The organism is Aeromonas sp. Prich7-2, from assembly GCF_017939255.1.
GTDB classification, from domain to species: Bacteria; Pseudomonadota; Gammaproteobacteria; order Enterobacterales; family Aeromonadaceae; genus Aeromonas; species Aeromonas caviae.
The window spans coordinates 1-19,542 of the sequence record NZ_JAGKRI010000035.1 but is presented as its reverse complement, the minus strand read 5'-3'; the positions used below and the strand labels follow the sequence as shown (position 1 = coordinate 19,542).

The 19,542-nt window shown below is 60.5% G+C and carries 16 protein-coding genes and 2 pseudogenes; 6 read left to right on the top strand and 12 right to left on the bottom strand.

The features are described 5' to 3' along the window. Positions 1-260 precede the first annotated feature (260 nt). Positions 261-1,058: a class II glutamine amidotransferase gene (locus tag J9892_RS07615; RefSeq protein ID WP_210538173.1), complete on the bottom strand. Its 798-nt coding sequence runs from the start codon at positions 1,056-1,058 to the stop codon at positions 261-263. Between the two features lie 111 nt (positions 1,059-1,169). Continuing rightward, positions 1,170-1,748, bottom strand: a complete 579-nt coding sequence (gene lpcA, locus J9892_RS07610; protein WP_039038837.1) for a D-sedoheptulose 7-phosphate isomerase — start codon at positions 1,746-1,748, stop codon at positions 1,170-1,172. A 252-nt stretch (positions 1,749-2,000) separates the two neighbouring features. Between lpcA and fadE the strand changes: the two genes are divergently transcribed. Further along, positions 2,001-4,457 carry an acyl-CoA dehydrogenase FadE gene (gene fadE / locus J9892_RS07605; protein WP_041212728.1) on the top strand — a complete coding sequence of 819 codons (2,457 nt, stop codon included), beginning with the start codon at positions 2,001-2,003 and terminating at the stop codon, positions 4,455-4,457. Positions 4,458-4,631: 174 nt separating this feature from the next. Continuing rightward, positions 4,632-6,149: pseudogene (locus tag J9892_RS07600) on the top strand (HD domain-containing phosphohydrolase). Between the two features lie 75 nt (positions 6,150-6,224). Here J9892_RS07600 and J9892_RS07595 read toward each other — a convergent pair. Together J9892_RS07595 and dnaQ are read right to left on the bottom strand one after the other, a co-directional pair. Then, positions 6,225-7,475, bottom strand: a complete 1,251-nt coding sequence (locus tag J9892_RS07595) for a TIGR03503 family protein (RefSeq protein ID WP_171864876.1) — start codon at positions 7,473-7,475, stop codon at positions 6,225-6,227. Further along, positions 7,472-8,206: a DNA polymerase III subunit epsilon gene (gene dnaQ / locus J9892_RS07590; protein WP_041212726.1), complete on the bottom strand. Its 735-nt coding sequence runs from the start codon at positions 8,204-8,206 to the stop codon at positions 7,472-7,474. The genes J9892_RS07595 and dnaQ overlap by 4 nt, the downstream gene beginning before the upstream one ends. A gap of 75 nt (positions 8,207-8,281) precedes the next feature. Between dnaQ and rnhA the strand changes: the two genes are divergently transcribed. Next, positions 8,282-8,746, top strand: a complete 465-nt coding sequence (gene rnhA / locus J9892_RS07585; RefSeq protein WP_171864875.1) for a ribonuclease HI — start codon at positions 8,282-8,284, stop codon at positions 8,744-8,746. Positions 8,747-8,752: 6 nt separating this feature from the next. Here rnhA and J9892_RS07580 read toward each other — a convergent pair whose 3' ends face one another. Continuing rightward, on the bottom strand, positions 8,753-9,475 hold the full coding sequence (locus tag J9892_RS07580; protein ID WP_161469592.1) for a methyltransferase domain-containing protein: 723 nt from the start codon (positions 9,473-9,475) through the stop codon (positions 8,753-8,755). 78 nt (positions 9,476-9,553) lie between these two features. Between J9892_RS07580 and gloB the strand changes: the two genes are divergently transcribed. Beyond that, complete coding sequence (gene gloB / locus J9892_RS07575; protein WP_109112289.1) at positions 9,554-10,318, top strand: hydroxyacylglutathione hydrolase; 765 nt, start codon at positions 9,554-9,556, stop codon at positions 10,316-10,318. 87 nt (positions 10,319-10,405) lie between these two features. Here gloB and J9892_RS24585 read toward each other — a convergent pair whose 3' ends face one another. Next, entirely contained in the window at positions 10,406-10,678 is a 273-nt protein-coding gene (locus tag J9892_RS24585) for a hypothetical protein (RefSeq protein ID WP_010674135.1), read from the bottom strand. On the opposite strand from J9892_RS24585, the gene J9892_RS07570 reads away from it, so the two are divergent. Next, the gene (locus tag J9892_RS07570; RefSeq protein ID WP_223302529.1) at positions 10,607-11,929 is read left to right on the top strand and encodes a LysM peptidoglycan-binding domain-containing protein; all 1,323 of its coding nucleotides are present in this window, start codon (positions 10,607-10,609) and stop codon (positions 11,927-11,929) included. The two genes, J9892_RS24585 and J9892_RS07570, sit on opposite strands and share 72 nt — an antisense overlap. A 95-nt stretch (positions 11,930-12,024) precedes the next feature. Here the strand turns inward: J9892_RS07570 and J9892_RS07565 are convergent, their stop codons facing one another. After that, on the bottom strand, positions 12,025-12,870 hold the full coding sequence (locus tag J9892_RS07565) for an endonuclease/exonuclease/phosphatase family protein (protein WP_029314263.1): 846 nt from the start codon (positions 12,868-12,870) through the stop codon (positions 12,025-12,027). A 111-nt stretch (positions 12,871-12,981) separates the two neighbouring features. On the opposite strand from J9892_RS07565, the gene J9892_RS07560 reads away from it, so the two are divergent. Then, positions 12,982-13,206: a hypothetical protein gene (locus J9892_RS07560; protein ID WP_010674132.1), complete on the top strand. Its 225-nt coding sequence runs from the start codon at positions 12,982-12,984 to the stop codon at positions 13,204-13,206. Between the two features lie 6 nt (positions 13,207-13,212). Here J9892_RS07560 and yciA read toward each other — a convergent pair whose 3' ends face one another. From yciA to J9892_RS07535, 5 genes and pseudogenes are all read right to left on the bottom strand, one after another. Next, positions 13,213-13,611 (bottom strand): acyl-CoA thioester hydrolase YciA, encoded by a 399-nt coding sequence (gene yciA / locus J9892_RS07555; protein WP_029314261.1) that lies wholly within the window; start codon positions 13,609-13,611, stop codon positions 13,213-13,215. A 139-nt stretch (positions 13,612-13,750) separates the two neighbouring features. Next, complete coding sequence (locus J9892_RS07550) at positions 13,751-14,563, bottom strand: NAD-dependent epimerase/dehydratase family protein (protein ID WP_043154205.1); 813 nt, start codon at positions 14,561-14,563, stop codon at positions 13,751-13,753. Positions 14,564-14,809: 246 nt separating this feature from the next. Continuing rightward, positions 14,810-15,808, bottom strand: coding sequence for a LacI family DNA-binding transcriptional regulator (locus J9892_RS07545; protein WP_039038828.1), 999 nt, complete (start codon positions 15,806-15,808; stop codon positions 14,810-14,812). Between the two features lie 178 nt (positions 15,809-15,986). Further along, positions 15,987-17,903: a transglycosylase SLT domain-containing protein gene (locus J9892_RS07540; RefSeq protein ID WP_171864886.1), complete on the bottom strand. Its 1,917-nt coding sequence runs from the start codon at positions 17,901-17,903 to the stop codon at positions 15,987-15,989. 83 nt (positions 17,904-17,986) lie between these two features. Then, positions 17,987-19,400 (bottom strand): annotated as a pseudogene (locus tag J9892_RS07535) (EAL domain-containing protein); the annotation flags it as partial. Positions 19,401-19,542: the final 142 nt, after the last annotated feature.

Below are 19,542 nucleotides of genomic sequence, written 5' to 3'. Positions count from 1 at the left end.
AGCGGACCCACAGCCCCGCTGTCACCCGTCCTTCGGGCATGCCCGTATCGCTCCGGATGCTCTTGCGACACCAGAATGTGAGCAGCTTCAAGTTATCGGTATGTCAGCCAGAATGGAGAGAGATAAAGGTTGTCACAAAATTAACATTAAAGTAACAATGTAACCCATGAGAATGATGCGGCTCAGCAACACCTCTCTCATCCCTTTTTGCCTGTATGGCTGCTGCGAAGAACCAGGGTAGACATCTACCCTGGTATTTTTTATTTCTGGTTCAACAAGTTGGCTGCATTGCCATATTCCAGCTCGCCCAGCCTGAACAGGCAGAACTCCCCGGGCACCATCTTCACCCAATTCTCGTTGCCGGTGAGCGGCCGGGTGGCGATCAGGGTCACCACATCGTTCGGCGTGGTTTCACTCTGAAAGTCGATGGCCACATCCTCATCCAGCAGACGGGCTTCGCCAAAGGGAGCCCTGCGCGTCAACCAGTAAAGGTTGTTGCTGCAATAGGTCATCACGAACTCTCCGTCCGACAGCAGCATGTTGAACACCCCGAGCACACGCAGCTCGTCACACAGGGTCGCGAGGTAGCGGAACATGGCGGGGAAATTTGCCGGCCGTTTGGGGTACTTGTGCTCCAGCCTGTCGAGCAGCCAGCAGAAGGCGTGCTCGCTGTCGGTGTCGCCTACCGGGCGGTGCCGCCCCGTGGGCAGCCTCTTGTAACCGGTCAACTGGCCATTGTGGGCAAAGGTCCAGTAACGGCCCCACAGTTCTCGGGTAAATGGGTGGGTGTTTTCCAGGGAGACACACCCCCGGTTCGCCTGCCGGATATGGCTGACCACGGCACGGCTCTTGATGGGCAGTGCCTGGACCAGCTTGGCGATGGGAGACTGGGCACTGGGTTCGGGATCCTTGAAGGTGCGAAAACCCCGCCCCTCATAGAAGGTGATCCCCCAGCCATCCTTGTGGGGACCGGTCTTGCCGCCCCGCAGCATCAGCCCGGTAAAGCTGAAGCAGATGTCGGTCGGCACATTGGCACTCATGCCGAGCAGTTCGCACATATACCATCCACTCCCTGAATGTCTTGACTCTGGTTTCGTCAATCAACCGTCACGGCTGGACGAGAGGGCCGGTATGGTCACCCATCCCCCCTCTCAATCCCGGATCGTTGATTACTTGGCCATCTCTTTTTCAACCAGCTGGATCAGGATGTGGATCACCTTGATGTGCACTTCCTGGATGCGGTCGGCATAACCGAAGTGCGGCACTCGGATCTCCACATCGGCCAGACCAGCCATCTTGCCGCCGTCCTTGCCGGTCAGGGCAATCACCTTCATCCCTTTGGCACGGGCCGCCTCGATGGCTTTGAGGATGTTGCCGGAGTTGCCGCTGGTGGAGATGCCAAGCAGCACGTCACCACGACGGCCGACGGCCTCCACATAGCGGGAGAAGACATAGTCATAGCCAAAGTCGTTGGAGACGCAGGAGAGGTGGCTGGGATCGGAGATGGCGATGCCGGCATAGCCTGGGCGGTTCTCGCGATAACGACCGGTCAGCTCCTCGGCAAAGTGCATGGCATCGCAGTGGGAGCCGCCGTTGCCGCAGGAAAGAACCTTGCCTTCCTGCTTGAAGGAGTCGGCGAGCAGCTTGGCCGCCGCCTCGATGTTTTTCAGATTTTGCTCATCTGCCAGGAACGCCTGAAGCACGCTGGCAGCCTCGGTCAACTCGTTGCGGATCAGTTCTTGGTACATGGTTCTTGAAATCTCGTCGTCCAACATAGGGTGGCGGCATTGTCGCACAAGCCAGTCCAATCGTCGCCCCCCGCCCGCCAAGATGGGGCGGGCAGCGCGTTATGCCGATCACAGAGCCAAGGTAACAGGCTTGTAAACAGCTTGATAAGTTTGTGCGTATGAATTACAACAGGGGCCACATCCAACAGGTCAGACCTCTGGATCAGTTAACGCCAATTTCCCAACCTCGGCAATTCATGCAAGGAGCAAACAATGACGACGACCCTCACTCTGCTCGGGGTGATCCTGGTGATCGGCGCCATGGCCTATCGCCGTGCGTCCCTGTTCACCGCCACGCTTGCCACGGCCGCCGCCCTGGTCGCCGGCACCTTCTATGGCCATGTGCCCCTGTTGGTGTGGGCGCTGTTCGCGGTGATAGCCCTGCCCCTCAATCTGGTGGAGTTTCGCCGCAACCAGCTGACCAAGCCGCTGTTCAAGATCTACAAGTCCATCATGCCGGAGATGTCCCGAACCGAGAAGGAAGCAATCGAAGCGGGGACGACCTGGTGGGAAGCGGATCTGTTTGCCGGCAACCCGGACTGGAAGAAGCTGCACGCCATTCCGGTCAGCACGCTGTCTGCCGAAGAGCAGGCCTTCATGGACGGTCCGGTTGAAGAAGTGTGCCGCATGGTCAACGACTGGGAAGTGACCCACGAGCGTGCCGATCTCTCTCCCGAGGTGTGGCAATACCTGAAGGACAACAAGTTCTTCGCCATGATCATCAAGAAGAAATATGGCGGGCTGGAGTTCTCCGCCTACGCCCAGTCCTGCGTGCTGCAAAAGCTGTGCGGCGCCAGCGCCGTGCTCGCCTCCACCGTCGGCGTTCCCAACTCCTTAGGGCCGGGTGAATTGCTGCAACACTACGGTACTGACGAGCAGAAGGATTACTACCTGCCCCGTCTGGCTGTCGGCAAGGAGATCCCCTGTTTCGCCCTGACCAGTCCGGAAGCGGGTTCTGATGCGGGCTCGATTCCCGACTTCGGCATCGTCTGCAAAGGCGAGTGGGAAGGGGAAGAGGTGCTCGGCATGCGCCTGACCTGGAACAAGCGCTACATTACCCTGGCTCCCATCGCCACCGTACTCGGCCTCGCCTTCAAGCTGCGTGACCCTGACCACCTGCTGGGTGAGGAAGAAGAGCTCGGCATCACCTGCGCCCTCATTCCGACCCACATCAAGGGAGTCGATATCGGTCGTCGCCACTTCCCGCTCAACGTGCCGTTCCAGAACGGCCCGACCCGCGGCCAAGACGTGTTTGTACCGCTCGACTTCATCATCGGCGGTCCGGCTATGGCCGGTCAGGGCTGGCGCATGCTGGTGGAGTGTCTCTCCGTCGGCCGCGGCATCACCCTGCCCTCCAACAGCACGGGCGGCGTCAAGATGCTGGCCCTGGCCACCGGTGCCTACAGCCGCATCCGTCGCCAGTTCAAGCTGCCGATTGGCAAGATGGAAGGGATTGAAGAGCCGCTGGCACGCCTGGGTGGCAACGCCTACATCATGGGCGCCGCCGCCAAACTGACGGTCACCGGCATCGATCTCGGTGAAAAACCCTCGGTCATCTCCGCCATCGTCAAGTACCACCTCACCGACCGCGCCCAGAAGTGCATCATCGATGCCATGGACATCCATGGCGGCAAGGCCATCTGTATGGGGCCGAGCAACTATCTGGCCCGTGGCTATCAGGGGGCGCCCATCGCCGTGACCGTCGAGGGAGCCAATATCCTGACCCGCAGCATGATCATTTATGGTCAGGGAGCCATCCGTTGCCACCCCTATGTGTTGCCGGAGATGCTGGCCGCCAGCCACCCCGACAAAGAACAGGCGCTGAAAGATTTCGACAAGGCGATGTTCAGCCATGTGGGCTTTGCCATCAGCAACCTGGTGCGCAGCTTCTGGCTGGGGCTGACCGGTGCCCGCTTCGCCGCCGCGCCCTACAAGGATCAGACCAAGGGCTACTATCAGCAGCTCTCTCGCCTCTCCGCCAACCTTGCCTTCCTGTCAGACATGGCGATGGGCACCCTGGGTGGCGAGCTCAAGCGCAAAGAGCGGGTGTCTGCCCGCCTTGGCGATGTGCTGAGCCAGCTCTATCTGGCCTCCAGCGCCCTCAAGCGCTATCAGGATGAAGGACGCCAGCAGGCCGACCTGCCGCTGCTGCACTGGGCACTGCAAGACGCCCTGTTCAAGGCTCAGGAAGCGATCGACGAGTTGCTGCGCAACTTCCCGAATCGCTGGATTGGTCTGGCCCTGCGCGCCATCGTGCTACCCCTTGGTCGCGACCTGAAGCGTCCCTCCGACAAGCTCGACAGCCAGGTAGCCCGCCTGCTCCAGGTGCCAAGTGCCACTCGCAGCCGTCTGGCCGAGGGCCAATATCTGACGCGCGAGGAGGGCAACCCCTTCGGGCTGCTGGAACAGGCGCTGGACGATGTGCTGACCGCAGAGCCGCTGTTTGACAAGGTGTGCAAAGCCGAAGGGAGCAAACGCCCCTTCACCCAGCTCGACAAGGTGGCAGAGGCGGGCCTGAGCCTCGGTGTCATCAACCAGGCCGAAGCGGACCTGCTGCGGCGCGCCGAGGAGAGTCGCCTTCGCACCATCAACGTCGATGACTTCGATCCCGTCGACCTAGTGGCCAACAAGGCACTGTTTGAAGCCTCCGCCTATCACAGGGCAGCTTGATGCCTCTGATGCCAGAACGCCTCCCTTGTGGAGGCGTTTTTCATGAAAGGGCGGGTGGATGGCATCCGATACGAAGAAAGAGAAACCGACTGGATCATATTTTGGATATCAATCCGTTTCCTATATTGAATGAAGCGGTTAAGGTAAGCACAGGATCACACACAGGATTGCATAATGGATGATCAAATCCTGATTATTGATGATGAAGATCTTCCCCAATCAGCACCGCGTCCCGCCGGCTGGAAGGTGATGATAGTGGACGATGAACCCGAAGTGCATCGCATCACCAAAATCACCCTGAACAAGTTTGAATTCGACGGCAAGCCGATCGATTTTCTGCACGCCTACTCTGCGGCTGAAGCCAAAGCCTTGCTCGCCCTCACCCCGGATGTCGCCCTGCTGCTGCTCGACGTCGTCATGGAGGTCGATCATGCCGGTCTCGAGGTGGTCAAGTTCGTGCGCGACGAGCTGCAAAACAAGATGGTGCGCATCGTGCTGCGAACCGGTCAGCCCGGCCAGGCCCCGGAAGATGACGTGGTGACCAACTACGACATCAACGACTACAAGGACAAGACCGAGCTCACCTCCCAGAAACTGCGCACCCTGCTGCGCGCCAGCCTGCGCTCTTACCGGGACATCCGAACCCTTGAGAGCAATCGACAGGGGCTGGAGAAGGTCATCGAGGCGTCCAAGGGGATCTTCGAGCAGCGTGCCCTGCGCCAGTTCGTCGAAGGAGCCCAGACCCAGCTCAGTGCCCTGCTCAATCTGGAAGAGTCCCAGATTTACGATGTGTAGCACCTGGCGTATGAGGTGCGGGATCAGGTGCTCGAGCCTCTGCTCAGCGATGGTCCCATGCTGCGCCTCGTCGATGCGCCGGAAATCCTGCGCTGTGCCATGGCCAAGGGAGCCAATGTCTACGATGGCAACCAGATGGTGCTCTATTGCCAGAATGCCCGTCATCACCTGCTGTTCCACATCGAGACCACTCGCCCGCTCAGCCAGATGGATACCGGGCTGCTGAGCCTGTTCACCGAAAACATCATAGTGGCGCTGGAGAATATCCGGCTCAACGAGGTGATCGGTGACAACCAGCGAGAGATCATCTATCGCATCGGCGAACTGGTGGAGAGCCGCTCGAAAGAGTCCGGCTTGCACGTCAAGCGGGTGGCCCTCTACACCGAACTGTTCTGCAAGCTGCTCGGCATGAATGAGGACAGGTGCGAGCTCATCAAACGGGCCTCTCCCCTGCACGACATCGGCAAGGTGGGGATCCCGGACGCCATCTTGCACAAACCGGGCAAACTCACTCCCGAGGAGTGGGAGATCATGAAAACCCACGCCCAGCTTGGGCAGGACATGCTCTCCGGCAGTGACCTGGCCCTGTTCCAGATAGGCGCCACCATCGCGGGCAACCATCACGAGAAGTGGAATGGCAGCGGCTATCCCCGCGGGTTGAAGGGAGAGGACATTCCGCTGGAAGGACGCATCGTCGCCCTGGCGGATGTGTTCGATGCTCTGGGCTCGGATCGTTGCTACAAGCAGGCCTGGCCGCTGGATCAGGTGCTGGCGCTGATCAAGGAGGAGAAAGGAGAGCACTTCGACCCCCTCCTGGTGGACCTGATGCTGGCCAATCTGGAGAAGTTCCTCGATATTCGCGAGCAGTACAAAGACATCTATATCGGCGCTCACTGATATCGGGTTCACCCCATCCACTTGCCACCATGAAGAAGCCGCCCATTGGGCGGCTTCTTTGCAATGTGCGCGGAATTATTGCTCCGGCAGATTGAGATCCAGTTTGGGGGTTGCTGGCGTCTCTTCAAGTTGCGCCTTCTGCGCCGCCATCGCCTTGTGCAGGGTGCGGCGCTTTTGCAGCAGAATGAAACCACCGGCCCCCAGCAAGAGCAGCAACACGCCACCTCCCCCCAGCGCCCAGGGCAGCCAGACCGGACTCTCCCGCTCCTCGAACCGGTCGGGGGTGGCGGCGGATGCGGGCATGGCCGCAGAGGGTGCGGGAGGGGGGGGAGGCGGTGCTATGGTGAACGACTTGGCCGGCAATTGCAGTTGCACCTCGCGACCGAGCCGGGTTGTTCCAAAGAGGGTGGCCTCCACCTTGTACTGCCCTGCCGCCTTGAGGGCGGAGAGATCCACGCCAAAACGCGGCGCTGTCGCCACCTCGTTGAACGTCATGCTACTGCCGCTGCCGTCGATGGCCTTGCCCTGGATGACCACGGAGGCGGGATCCAGTTCATCCACATCGATGACCAGAGAGAGCTTGGCTCCCCCCTCCCCGGAGGGGGGATTCAGGGAATAGCTGACCGGCCAGGGGTAGAGCAGCACCTGCTGTGACTGGGCTCGTGAGAAGACCTCATTGCCGGTGCTGAAGAGGGCTCGGTATTTTCCCGCAGGGACGTCCAGTACCGCCTCGGCGGTCAAGATACCGTCCCCCGGCACTTCGTCCACCCCCTTGCCATCATCCATGTAGCGTCCCAGGGTCTCCTCGAACACGGGATCGCCGCTCTGGCTGGCATCGTTGAACTGCTGCAGCTTGACGGTCATGCCCAGATCGGTGAGGTAGTAACCCGCCCCAGGCGCCGCGCCATCGATCAGCAGACGGGATTGCAGTTTGACACGCTCACCCTGATAGAGGCGGGCCGGCAGCGGCTCGCTCTCGACCTGGATGTCGGTGAGCAGGCGCACCCGATTGTCGGGGTCCACCTCCCCGATCGCCTGCCAGGGGCCGGGCATGGGGTCGCGGATGGTGATGAGATCCTGATCCTTGAGGGGCAACCAGCCCACGTCGGGCGGCTTGACCTTGCCCACATAGAGCTTGCTGCCATCGGGTCGCACCAGGATCACCGAGGGCGTCCCCGGCTTGCGCTTGATGATGAAGGTGATCTCCTTCACGCCGTAATCGATGCGAAAGCGGTTGTCGAGCAGAGGAATGTCGGAAGGCGCAAACACCTCGTTGGCCGCGGCCGGGAGGGAGGCCAGCAGCAGCAGCCCCCAAAGCGATCTCATTGCCGCCACAGGCAGGCACCTCCTTTTTTCTGTACCAGATCCAGCCTCGCTTCATGAACGGCCGCCACCTCGTCGCTCGCGCGAACCACCCTGAGCGGCGGGCGATTGCTCTCCAGACGACGAATGCCGGTATCCTGGCTGGTCTCGCTCTCGCTGGTTTCACTCGCCAGATTGAGTTTGGTCTGGCCACCCGTCATCAGGAGGTAGACGTCCGCCAGGATCTCCGCATCGAGCAAGGCGCCGTGCAGGGTACGGTGAGAGTTGTCGATGCCGTAGCGATCGCACAACACGTCCAGGTTATTGCGCTTGCCCGGGAAGAGATCCCGCGCCATCGCCAGGGTATCCGTGATGCCGCAGATATCCGCCGTCTTGAAGTTCAGACCGAGCTTGCTGAACTCATAGTCCATGAAGCTCACGTCAAAGGGGGCGTTGTGGGCGATGAGCTCGGCGCCGCGAATGAACTCGATGAAATCGTCCGCTATCTGGCTAAAAGAGGGCTTGTCCGCCAGGAAGGCATCCGTGATGCCGTGCACGGCGATGGCCTCGGGGTCCACCAGCCGATCCGGCTTGATGTAGACGTGGAAATGGTTGCCGGTGAGTTTGCGGTTGATCACCTCCACACAGCCGATCTCGATGATGCGGTGCCCAAGATAGACAGGGCCGCCCGCGGTGTTCATGCCGGTGGTTTCGGTATCCAGAATGATCTGGCGATTCAGTTGGGGTGTGCTCATGATCAAATCCATGTCAAACTTCGGTTTTACTCGCTAGTTTACCCCAAGCCTCTCGCTAAAACAGATTGATTGCTCATGTTGAAACAGATTGATTTATTCACGGATGGCTCCTGCTTAGGCAACCCGGGCCCCGGCGGCTATGGTGCCGTCATGGTCTATGGCAAGCATCGCAAGGAGATCTCCGCCGGTTTTCGATTGACCACCAATAACCGGATGGAACTGATGGCTGCCATCATGGGGCTGCGGACCCTGAACGAACCCTGCCAGGTGCGGCTCACCACCGACAGCCAGTATGTGCGCCAGGGGATCACCCAATGGATCATCGGCTGGAAGAAGAAGGGCTGGATGACCGCCAACCGTCAGCCGGTCAAGAACGTCGATCTCTGGCAGGCCCTTGATGCGGAAGTGGCCCGTCACCAGATCGAATGGTTCTGGGTGAAAGGACACTCGGGCCACCCGGAAAACGAACGCTGTGACGAGCTGGCCCGTGAGGCCGCCAACGGCAAGCAGCTTGCCGAAGACAGCGGCTACCAACCCTGATGCCCGCTAGCCGCCCTGGCGCGCCATTCCTGGCGCGGCCATCGACTCCGGCAGCCGCCAGCGGCGACGCACCGGTGTCACGGGGAAACGCCGCTTGCGGGCGGCAATCACGTAAACAGACGCCAGGGAGCGGCAATAGTCCCGCCCCAGACTCTCCCGCCACCAGCCGATCTTGCTCTGCCTGCCCATGAAGGAGAAACCGAACCGCTCGTCGAACATCACCTCGCAGCCGAGCAATTGCAGCCAGTCGGTCACCCGTGCGGGCGTGAACATGCGGGCAGACCAGGGCAGATGCCGCCGCATGAAGGGCAGATAGTGACCCAGCCCCACCAGGCTGAGCGGGTTGTAACCGCTGACAATGAGCCAGCCATCGTCGGTCAGCACCCGTTCTGCCTCCCGCAGCACCTGATGAGGATCCGGCGAGAAATCGAGGCAGTGAGCCAGCAGGCAGGCATCCACGCTCCCCGATCGCACCGGCAAGGCGAGCGGATCCCCCTGGATGTCCAGCAGCCGTCCGCCGGAGGCGACACCGATTTGATGGCGAATGGTGGAACAACCGCAGGAGAGTTCGGCGCTCAGGGCACCTATCTTGAGCAAGTGATAGCCAAAGAGGTGGGGGCACCAGTTGTCGAGGCGCTCCTGAAGCTCGGCGGCCACCCAGTCCCCCATGGGCAGTGCGGACCAACTGGTCGGAAGCGCGATCTGTTGTTCGGTACGTGCCAGTTGCATAATGGGACCAACTCGGGGGCGAATGCCATCCAGTTATATAAGATCCCTTCCTTAAAGAGAACACAAGAGCCTCGACCCATGTACACCGTCATCACAGTTCCCGCCTTCAGCGACAACTACATCTGGTTGATCCGTCACGAAAATCACTGCCTGGTCGTCGATCCAGGCGAGGCCGATCCCGTGCTGGAACGGCTGGCTGCGCTGGATCTGGTGCTGGATGCCATCCTCCTGACCCATCACCACCGCGATCACGTCGGGGGCGTATCCGAGCTGCTACAACACTTCCCCCACGCTCGCCTCTATGGTCCCAAGCATGACCCCATGCCGGACCATCACGGCCAGTGGCTCGACGACGGGGATCAGATCAACTGGCATGGCCTGAGTCTGGATGTCCTCCATGTGCCCGGTCATACCCTGGGGCATATCGCCTATTACGGCCAGGGCATGCTGTTTTGTGGCGATACCCTCTTCAGCGCCGGTTGCGGCCGTCTGTTCGAAGGGACCCCGGCACAGATGCACACTTCCCTGCAACGGCTCGCGGCACTGCCCGATGAGACCCTCCTTTATTGTGCCCATGAATACACGCTCTCCAACCTGCGTTTCGCCCATGCGGTCGAGCCCGACAACCTGGCGATCCAGCGGCAGATCGGCGTGATCAGCAAACTGCGTCAGCAGGGCCTCCCGAGTCTCCCCTCCCGGCTGGGAGATGAGCGGAATTTCAATGTTTTTCTGCGCTGCGAGCAGGACTCGGTAAAATTTTCTGCTGAGAAATACGCCCTTAAATGCTTGGAAAATCCAGAGGATACCTTCGCTGTTCTGCGGGCCTGGAAGGACGTTTTTTGAACAAACCTTGATCAGGGGGGCATTGCCCCTTATGATGCGAGCTGTTTTTCCACAGATGACCTGAGCGAGATGAAGCTACGAACGGCCTTATTGGCAGCGCTGTTTCTCAGCGGCTGTCAAAACCTGAGCCATCAGGATGACCGGGCGGTAACGGCAATCGAGCCGATCAAATCCCCCCAAGTCAGCAAGAAAACGTACAAAAAACACTCTTCGCGGATGCTGTTCGGCGACGAACAGATAGAAGAGCTGGATGACACTGATAACCTGTGGGTGCGTATCAGCGATGATATGCAGCTGGACTCGCACGATAATGCCCGGGTTCGCCAACAGCGTGATTGGTTGTTGCGCAATGATAAGCATATGGCGACCATTGCCAGCCGGGCTGAGCCCTACCTGTATCTGATGGTAGAGGAAATCGAACGGCGTGAGCTGCCAATGGAGCTTATTACCATCCCCATGATCGAGAGCATGTTCGATCCCAATGCCCGCTCCCGCAGCAATGCGGTCGGTCTTTGGCAGTTCGTTCCTGCAACCGGCAAGAATTTCGGCCTGCGCCACGACAACTGGTACGACGGTCGACGCGATGTCCTGGCATCCACCAATGCCGCACTGGATTACCTGGAGTACCTGAACCGGTTCTTCGACGGTGACTGGCTGCAGACCCTGGCCGCTTACAATGCCGGTGAAGGTCGGGTGCGCAACGCCATCACCCGCAACGAACGGGCTGGTCGTCCGACCGACTACTGGTCGCTGGACCTGCCCCGCGAAACCCGGATGTATGTGCCCAAGATCCTGGCCATGGCCGACATGATCCGCAATGCGGACAAATACAATGTCACCCTGCCGGTGCTGGCCAACAAGCCGCAATTGCGAACCATCAATACCGGTGGCCAGATTGATTTGAACGTGGCCGCCCAGCTGGCTGGTGTTTCCGCCTCCCAGCTCAAGGCGCTCAATCCTGCGCTCAAGCGTGGCATGACCTCGCCGCAGGGCCCTTACAACCTGCTGGTCCCCGTCGAGTACGCCGACACCCTGGAGCTGGCCCTGGCCGATCTGCCCCAGCGTGAACGTACCCGTGGCGTGCGCTCCTATCAGGTCACCAGTGGTGATACGCTGTCACGGATCGCCCAGAATCACGGGGTGACCGTGCAACAGCTCAAGCTGGCCAATAACATGCGTGGCAACAACCTGCGCCGTGGCCAGAGCCTGATCATCCCCAATGGCGGGCGCGCAACCCAGGTTGCCCAGAGCAAGCCGCAGCAGCTCGCCAGCCGCAGTGGTGGCAAGGTGAACTATCAGGTGCGCTCCGGTGACAACCTGTGGAGCATCAGCCAGGCACACGGGGTCACCCACGCCGACCTGGCCAAGTGGAACGGCCTGAACGCCAAGTCGGCCCTCAAGCCTGGCATGAAGCTGGTGGTCTGGCCCAAGCAGGGCAAGAGCAGCAACAAGTCCATGGTCTATCAGGTGCGCCGCGGTGATTCCCTCTCCTCCATCGCAGCCCGCTTCCAGGTCGCCGTCAACGATGTGATGCGCTGGAACCAGCTCGGCAAGAGTGACTATCTCAAGCCGGGTCAGGAGTTGACCCTGTTCGTGAAGAACAACAGCTGATCGCTCGTCGCAATCCAAAAAATACCCCGCTTGATGCGGGGTATTTTTTTGTCTGCATGAACCAGCGGCGACTCCGCTCTCCCCTGAGGGATGACTCAGGGAGTGATAGCCTGGGCCGCAAAGCGCGCCAGAATGGGGTTGTGGTCAGAGGCATCGGTAGCAGGTGAACTCACCTCCACCAGATCCAGATTGCGATAGTAGAGGTGATCCAGCGGGCGGCCAAAAGCGGTGCGACGCAGATCAGGCACAGGTATGGCCTCCTGCAGGCCAAGCTCGCCCACCAGCTTGTTCAACCAGAACGCGCGCTTGTCGCTCCAGGTGTTGAAATCGCCGCCCAGGATGACCGGCCCCTGGTGGCGATGGATCAACGCAGTCAGATCGTTGAGCTGCTCGCGGAAGGTCGCCATGCCCAGTTCGAAATTGACCGCATGGAGATTCACCACCAGCACGCCGTCAGGATCCCCCTGCAAGGGATAGAGACTGACCAGACCTGACTTGGGGATACGCAGCAGGGGTTCGGGGGAACGGACGCCACAAACAAACGCCTGCGGCGTTTTCGCCACTGTCATCACGCCAAAGGAGACACCTCCCTGGGTGAAGGCCTGCAACTGCTGCCACTGGAAATCGCCTCTCTTCAGCCAGTCCAGCATCTCGGGCCGGGTCGCCGACTCTTGCAGCAGCACCAGATCCTGGGACTTGGCATACTCATCCAGCCCTTCCCGCCAGTTCTTGCGTTGTCCCTTGTAGAGGTTCCAGACGGTGATGCCAAACTCCCTCGGCAAGGCCGTGGAGGCGAGCGCCACCAGAGGTGGTCTGTCACAGCTTGCGCCAGGTATGATACCTGCCGCAGTCACCAGATGATCTTGATCCGGTACCTCGAAGCAACCGACCAGCCCCAACGTCAGCAGGGACGTTCCCAGAATCCGATAACTATTTTTCATTGGCTAACAATCACCTGCCTCTGCAAGACGACATGGCCCTCACACAGGCCACGGTCGCCGACTAGTCTCATTATTCGTGTCCGGCCCGACTCATCCAGAAGGAATTCAACGATGGCGAGACAGCACCAGTACCGCGTGACATTTTACGATCAACAGGGAACCTGTCATCAAGTGGAGCTTTCCACCGTCTATCAAATCAGGCGGGATCCCCAATGTGATCTCTGTCTGTTCGACACCCGGCAGTGCGTGGGGTCGGAAGAGATGCTGGAGCGCATGATACGGCAAAAAACCGGGCTTGAGCAGGAAATATCCATCATCAATGCCCGGCTCATCTGAGCAGACTCAGACCGGGACGGGGCGGGATTTGCCCTGATCGTCGATGGCCACATAGGTGAAGACGCCCTCGGTCACGCAGTACCGCTGGGCTTCGTTCTCCCGCAATACCGGCTTGACCCAGACCTCCAGCTTGAGTCGCATGGAGCTGCGACCAATCTTGAGGCAGCGACCGTAACAGCACACCACGTCACCCACCTTGACCGGGCTGTGGAAGGTCATCCCCTCCACCGAGACGGTACAGATGCGCCCTTTTGCCAGCTCCTTGGCCATGATGCCCCCACCTATATCCATCTGGGACATAATCCACCCGCCGAAGATATCGCCATTGGGGTTGGTATCGGCTGGCATTGCCAGGGTTCTCAGCAACAGCTCCCCATCGGGGTGGCGCTTGGTCTCTTCCATCATTACCGCTCTCTTTATCATGGATGGCGGCATGATAGGGGGCGATCCCCCCCTTGGCAAACCTCAATTGTCCCGGAGCGCGCGCCGTATCTGGTTTGCACGCCAGATGACCGACTCCGGGGCCCGGATGGCGACGACCCGTTCAACCCTTCAAGGCCGCCCCGTCCGCAAACCAGTGGGCCGGATCCGGCCAGCGATAGACGAAACCAAGCTGCTGGCAGATGCGCTGACCTTCGATGGGAGCAAACTCCCCCGCCGGCTCGACGAACTGCGGCGGCACCAGCCCGAGCAAGCGGCTCGCGAAGGGGTAGAGCTGCTCCCGGCGCGGGTGAACGGGGGCACTCAGATTGTAGGCATCCCCATCCTGCCCCTGGGCCAGCATCAGCTCACAGGCGGCTACCACGTCGTCCAGATGCACCAGGTTCACAGCCTGGCCTCCCCCGGCCAGCGTCTTGCCCGCCAGAAAACGGCCGGGGTGACGGTCAGGACCATAGAGTCCGGCCGGGCGCAAGATCATGGCGCAGTCAACATGCCCTTCCAGCACGGCAAGCTCGGCCGCCCGCATCCGCGAGCCTCTGTCATGGGCTGGAGCGGGCGTATCCTCCTCCCCCTGTCCGGCCCCCCAGACCGAAGTCGCGCTGATAAAAAGAACCCTCTGAACACCCGCCTCCCTCGCCTGTCGGCACAGGCGGGCCACGGATGCCGGGTAATCCCCGGTCTTGCTGGGGGGCACGCAGATCACCAGGTCATGACAGCGAAAAGGCAGTGATCCCATGTCAGGGGTGAGCAACAGCGGCCAGGCGGCGATGCCCTCCCCCCGCAGCCGTTCAGCCTTTTCGGCCGTACTGACCGTCACCGCGACAGATTGCCCCTGCTCTTGCAATGCCCTGGCCAGGGGCAACCCCAGCCAGCCGGCGCCCACGATACCCGTCTGATACTCAAATTCGTTCGTCATACCCGGATCCTGACAAAAAAAAACGGCCATCCAATGATGACCGTCGAAAGTAACGAAGGAAATAGCCGGATTAACCGGTTACCTCCCACAGCGGGAAAATCGGGAGCGCACGCTCCTAATTCGTGGCCCTATCCTAGTGGCAGCGCGGTCAAAAAGCTTTGAAGCGGATCACAGTTGAAAAGGATTTCTGAAAGCGCTTTCACTGTTATGCAAAAAAGTCGACCCGCACGGGGCCAACTTCATAACTCAGGCCACAGATTCCCGCCGTACCAGTTCGGCTTCGAATTTGAGCGCCAGCCCCTCTACCGGCTTGTGATCCAGCAGCCTCAGGGCCAGCTCAGCGGCACGCTCTCCCATCTCCTCGATGGGGTAACGTACCGTGGTGAGCTTGGGATAGATGTATCGGGCATAGGGGATGTCATCAAAACCGACCACAGAGACCTGCTGGGGGATCTTGTAACCCCGCTCCAGCAGACAGGAGATGGCCCCCGCCACCATGGCATCGTTGAAACCAAGCACAGCGCTGAACTCGACGCCGCGCGCCAGCAGCTCGCTCATGGCCACATAGCCACCTTTTTCATCGGCATAGGCACGGCCGATGAGGGCAGGATCCAGCTCGATACCTGCCCGTTGCAGGGCGAAGCGATAGCCGGCCATCCGCTGCTGACCATCCACAAACTCCTCGTCATCGGAGGTGACGAAGGCAATCTTGCGATGTCCCGCGTCCAGCAGATGCTGGCAAGCCGTGGTGATGCCGGCCTGGTTGTCCAGCCAGACGCAGCGATCCTCGCAGCCTGGCACCTGACGGTTGATGAAGACGATGGGGGTCGTGCCCGACGCCAGCTCGCTGAGCTCTTCGTCAGGCAGCGCCTTGCTGTGAAGGATCAGGGCATCGCACTGGCGCTGCAGCAGCGCCTGGATGGCGTGCCGCTCACGGGTCGCGTCGTGGTTGCCGGACACCACGATGGTGAACTTGTTCGCCTTGTCGACCATGCTTTCGATGCCGCGCATCATCTGGGCGAAGAAGGGGCCGCCACACAGATCCCCCACCAGCACACCGATACAGTTGGAGCGCTTGCTCACCAGGGCCTGGGCGAAGCTGTTTGGACGAAAGCTGAGCTCCTTCATGGCCGCGAGGACAGCCTCGCGCTTCTCGGGCGCCACCTGCGCCGTGTTGTTGATCACTCGAGACACTGTCGAAATGGAGACATTCGCCAGCTGAGACACATCTTTGATCGTTGCCACTCTCGATTCCTTTGTTGGAAAAGCCTGTTAGTGATGATCGGGCATTGTATCGAACCTGACAGACCAAGACGCGGCGCCCGATCACCTGGCAGGTTTCCTTTTGTAACAAAGCTTAAGGGATGATAACCATTCTGGGGCAAGAATGGGAGGCAGCCGCCACAACGACTGCCCCCCGAACTCAATAGGCGTGATTCAGCTCGCGTTCCGACATGAAACGCAAAGGCTGCTGCAGCTTGTGTTGATAGATGAGATCGAAAGAGAGCACGTTCTGGACATAGTTGCGCGTCTCCCGATAGGGGATGCTCTCCACCCAGACATCCATCGGCTTGTTGTTGCTCTGCTCGCGCCAGCGCTTGACCCGGCCAGGACCCGCATTGTAGGCCGCCGCCGCAAGGATCCGGTTGCCGTCATACACATCCAGCAGGCGCTTGAGGTAGGCGCTGCCAAGTCGAATGTTCATGGCCGGGTCGAACAGTTGCTGCTCATTGCGATAGGGCACCCCAAGCTTGCCGGCCGTCTCTTTCGCGGTGGCAGGCATCAACTGCATCAACCCCCGCGCCCCGACCGGTGACTGGGCCAGGGGATAGAGTGCGCTCTCCTGACGGGAGATGGCGTAGAGCAGACTGGTGTTCATGGTGCGCTCTTGTGCCATCTGGGAGAAGGTGCGCTTGAGGGGCAGCGGGAAGCGCAGATCCAGCGCATCCCAGGCCTCGGCACGGATGCTGGAGAGGATCGCCAGCTCGTGCCAGCCCTGGTTGAGGGCGATGTGACCAAACTCCAGACGCTGGGCCACGCTGTTGCGATCCATGTTGTGGATCCACTCAGAGCGGGCCGCCGTGATCTCGTTCATCGCCAGCAGTTCACGCACCCGCAGCAGGAAGGGCCAACGGCGACTGGCACTTTGCCAGTCCGGCACCTTGTGCGCCACGCTCTGGTTCTTCATGCGATAGGGCACACCGGTGCGCTGGGCCGCCATGAAGCCGTAGAAGCCGCGCAGGTTCGCAGTCTCGAGATAGAGGTCCCGCGCCGGTTTCTGCCGCCCCTGTTTCTCCAGCGAGCGCGCCATCCAGTAACGCCAGCGATCCTCTTTTCGCAGCCCCATGGGCATCCGCTTGACCCAGCCTTCGAGGCCGCGCCAATCCTGCTCCCAAATGGCAAGACGGGCCCGCAGCTCCACCAGCTCCGGATCCTTGAGCCGCACCAGGGCCGTATCCAGCCAGGCACGCTGGTCAGAAGAGCGGTCCAACAACAGGCGGCGGGCGGCCGCCTTCTCCACCCGATTCACCTCGGCATGGTTCAGGCCGAAGCGACGGGTCATCTCCCCCAGCTGGCGCAGAACCGCGTCGGGCTCCTGGTTGGCGTAGCGGGCCAGCCCCAGGGAGAGCAGATGCCGTGACGGGGGCGCCGCCGTGAAGTTGGCCGGATTCATCGCCCGCACGGGTTGGTCATACAGGGCGATCATCTGATCGCCATACCCCTTCATGCCGCTGCCGAGCTGGGCACCGAGGTGGCGAATGAGGTTGGGGTTCTGGGCCTCGAAAGCCAGGTTCATGCGCTCCCAGATCTTCTCCTGAGTACGCAGACCCGCTTGCTGCCAGAGCTGGAACAGGGGATCGCAGGCATCGGGCCTGGACTGACCGCTCAACCAGAGCTTGCCTGCCTCCTGCAGGGCTTCACTTTGGTGCCCCGTGTAGTAGCGGGCCTGATAGTGCTGACAGAGCAGATCGGTGGAGCTTGGCTTGGCTGGATAGAAGCGCAGGAACTGGGACCACTGCTGGCTCTGGGCAAGATAGGTGAGATAGCTGCGCTCGAGCCGGTTGGACTGGGGGGTGTCCCCGTGCTGGCGGATGAAGCGGGTCACATCGTTGTAGTCTGCCGCCCCGGGACGGAACGCAAGCTGGTAGTAATCCAGATAGGGCAACAGCGGATAGTGGATCAGGCGTGCCCGAAGCTGGCTGAATTTGACCTGATCATTGGCACGCACGGCCTCATGGGCCTGGCGATAGAGAGACTGCTCCATGGTCTGCGCGAAGGCAGGAGCCAACAGCCCCGGCATCCAGAGCGCAGACAAGATGATTCCCTGCACGACTTTCACGAATGGCATTCTCCCCTTGAAGACATAACCACCGCCAAAGTGCGGTGGTGACATACCTTCATTCTACCCGCTAAGCACGGGGGCTACGCCACACTATTTTTATCGGTGCAGACGGGGCGATCACCGCGTACCTGGCGGCTGACATAGCGTTCAAGGTAGGGAACAGGAAGCGGCTTGGAGGCGAGGTATCCCTGGAAGAAATGGCAGCCCTGTGCCTGCAGAAACTCCAGTTGCTGGCGGGACTCCACCCCCTCCGCCGTCACGTTGAACCCCATGTGGCGGGCCATGGCGATCACGGCCTCGACGATGGCCATGTTGTCACCATCCTTGGGAATGTCCTGGATGAAAGAGCGGTCGATCTTGAGCTCGTCAGCCGGCAGCCGCTTGAGGTAGCTCAGGGAAGAGTACCCCGCCCCGAAGTCGTCGATGGCAAAGCTGATGCCCAGGGTCTTGAGTTCCGCCATCTTGCTGATGGTGTCTTCCGCATGACCCAGCACCACCGACTCGGTGATCTCCAGGTTGAGGCAGGCGGGATCCATGCCGGTGGCAGCCAGCACGTCGTGAATGCGATCGACAAAGTCGGGAGCATGGAACTGTTTGGCGCTCACGTTGACCGACAGCTGGGGGACGTGGATCCCGTTCTCCTCCCAGGAGACGTACTGGGTACAGGCTTCGTGCAATACCCAGTTGCCGATGTCGACAATGAGATCCGTCTCCTCGGCAATGGGGATGAACTCGGCAGGCGACACCAGGGCACGCCCGGGGGGTTGCCAGCGGATCAGTGCCTCGACACCGATGATCTCCCCCCCCCGCCACCATATGCTGGGGCTGGTAGTGGAGAGTCAGCTCCCCATTGTCGAGGGCACTGCGCAGCTCGTTGTGAATGTGCAGACGCCGGTCGGCCTGCAACTGCATGGAGGCATCGAAGAAGCGCCGGGTCTTGCGGCCCGCCGATTTCGCCTGATACATGGCGGTGTCAGCCTGCTTGAGCAGATCCCCCGCCTCCTGCTCCCGACCGGGGAAGAGGGTGATGCCGACACTGGCGCCGATGTGCAGCACCTGACCTCTGAAATCATAGGGGGCGGCGATCTCCCCGATCAGCCGCTCCGCGATGAGGTCGGCCTGCATCTCCGCCTGGGGCGGGCTGATGGAGAGCGCTGGCAGCAACAACACGAACTCGTCGCCGCCGAGACGGGCCAGACAATCCCCCTGGCGCACCAGCCGCTTGAGACGGCTGGCCACCTCCTTGAGCAGCCAGTCGCCGGTGGCGTGACCCAGGGAATCATTGATGGTCTTGAAGTGGTCGAGATCGATGAACAGCAGGGCCCCGATAAGGTGACTGCGATTTGCATCGGTGAACGCCTGGGTCAGGGTTTCGTGCAGCTGACGGCGATTGGGCAGGCCGGTCAGCTCGTCATAGAAGGCGAGATCCTGGATGCGGCGCTCCGCCGCCTTGCGCTCGGAAATATCCTCGAAGAAGATGACATAGTGGCTGATCATGTACAGGATCTTTAGCTACAACCAATTGAAATAGATAGAAAAAAGGCTTCGTTTGTGATCTGATTTAATCGCAAAAAAAAACCGACACGCCCGAAGCCATGACTATTATCAATGCAACCCAGTACCTCAAGCAACTTCT

What these genes read in the sequence shown, in the direction of transcription:
- J9892_RS07615 (WP_210538173.1), bottom strand. Translation starts at nt 1,058, where the DNA reads ATGTGCGAACTGCTCGGCATGAGTGCCAATGTGCCGACCGACATCTGC.
- lpcA (WP_039038837.1), bottom strand. Translation starts at nt 1,748, where the DNA reads ATGTACCAAGAACTGATCCGCAACGAGTTGACCGAGGCTGCCAGCGTG.
- fadE (WP_041212728.1), top strand. Translation starts at nt 2,001, where the DNA reads ATGACGACGACCCTCACTCTGCTCGGGGTGATCCTGGTGATCGGCGCC.
- J9892_RS07595 (WP_171864876.1), bottom strand. Translation starts at nt 7,475, where the DNA reads ATGAGATCGCTTTGGGGGCTGCTGCTGCTGGCCTCCCTCCCGGCCGCG.
- dnaQ (WP_041212726.1), bottom strand. Translation starts at nt 8,206, where the DNA reads ATGAGCACACCCCAACTGAATCGCCAGATCATTCTGGATACCGAAACC.
- rnhA (WP_171864875.1), top strand. Translation starts at nt 8,282, where the DNA reads ATGTTGAAACAGATTGATTTATTCACGGATGGCTCCTGCTTAGGCAAC.
- J9892_RS07580 (WP_161469592.1), bottom strand. Translation starts at nt 9,475, where the DNA reads ATGCAACTGGCACGTACCGAACAACAGATCGCGCTTCCGACCAGTTGG.
- gloB (WP_109112289.1), top strand. Translation starts at nt 9,554, where the DNA reads ATGTACACCGTCATCACAGTTCCCGCCTTCAGCGACAACTACATCTGG.
- J9892_RS07570 (WP_223302529.1), top strand. Translation starts at nt 10,607, where the DNA reads ATGCAGCTGGACTCGCACGATAATGCCCGGGTTCGCCAACAGCGTGAT.
- J9892_RS24585 (WP_010674135.1), bottom strand. Translation starts at nt 10,678, where the DNA reads ATGCTTATCATTGCGCAACAACCAATCACGCTGTTGGCGAACCCGGGC.
- J9892_RS07565 (WP_029314263.1), bottom strand. Translation starts at nt 12,870, where the DNA reads ATGAAAAATAGTTATCGGATTCTGGGAACGTCCCTGCTGACGTTGGGG.
- J9892_RS07560 (WP_010674132.1), top strand. Translation starts at nt 12,982, where the DNA reads ATGGCGAGACAGCACCAGTACCGCGTGACATTTTACGATCAACAGGGA.
- yciA (WP_029314261.1), bottom strand. Translation starts at nt 13,611, where the DNA reads ATGATGGAAGAGACCAAGCGCCACCCCGATGGGGAGCTGTTGCTGAGA.
- J9892_RS07550 (WP_043154205.1), bottom strand. Translation starts at nt 14,563, where the DNA reads ATGACGAACGAATTTGAGTATCAGACGGGTATCGTGGGCGCCGGCTGG.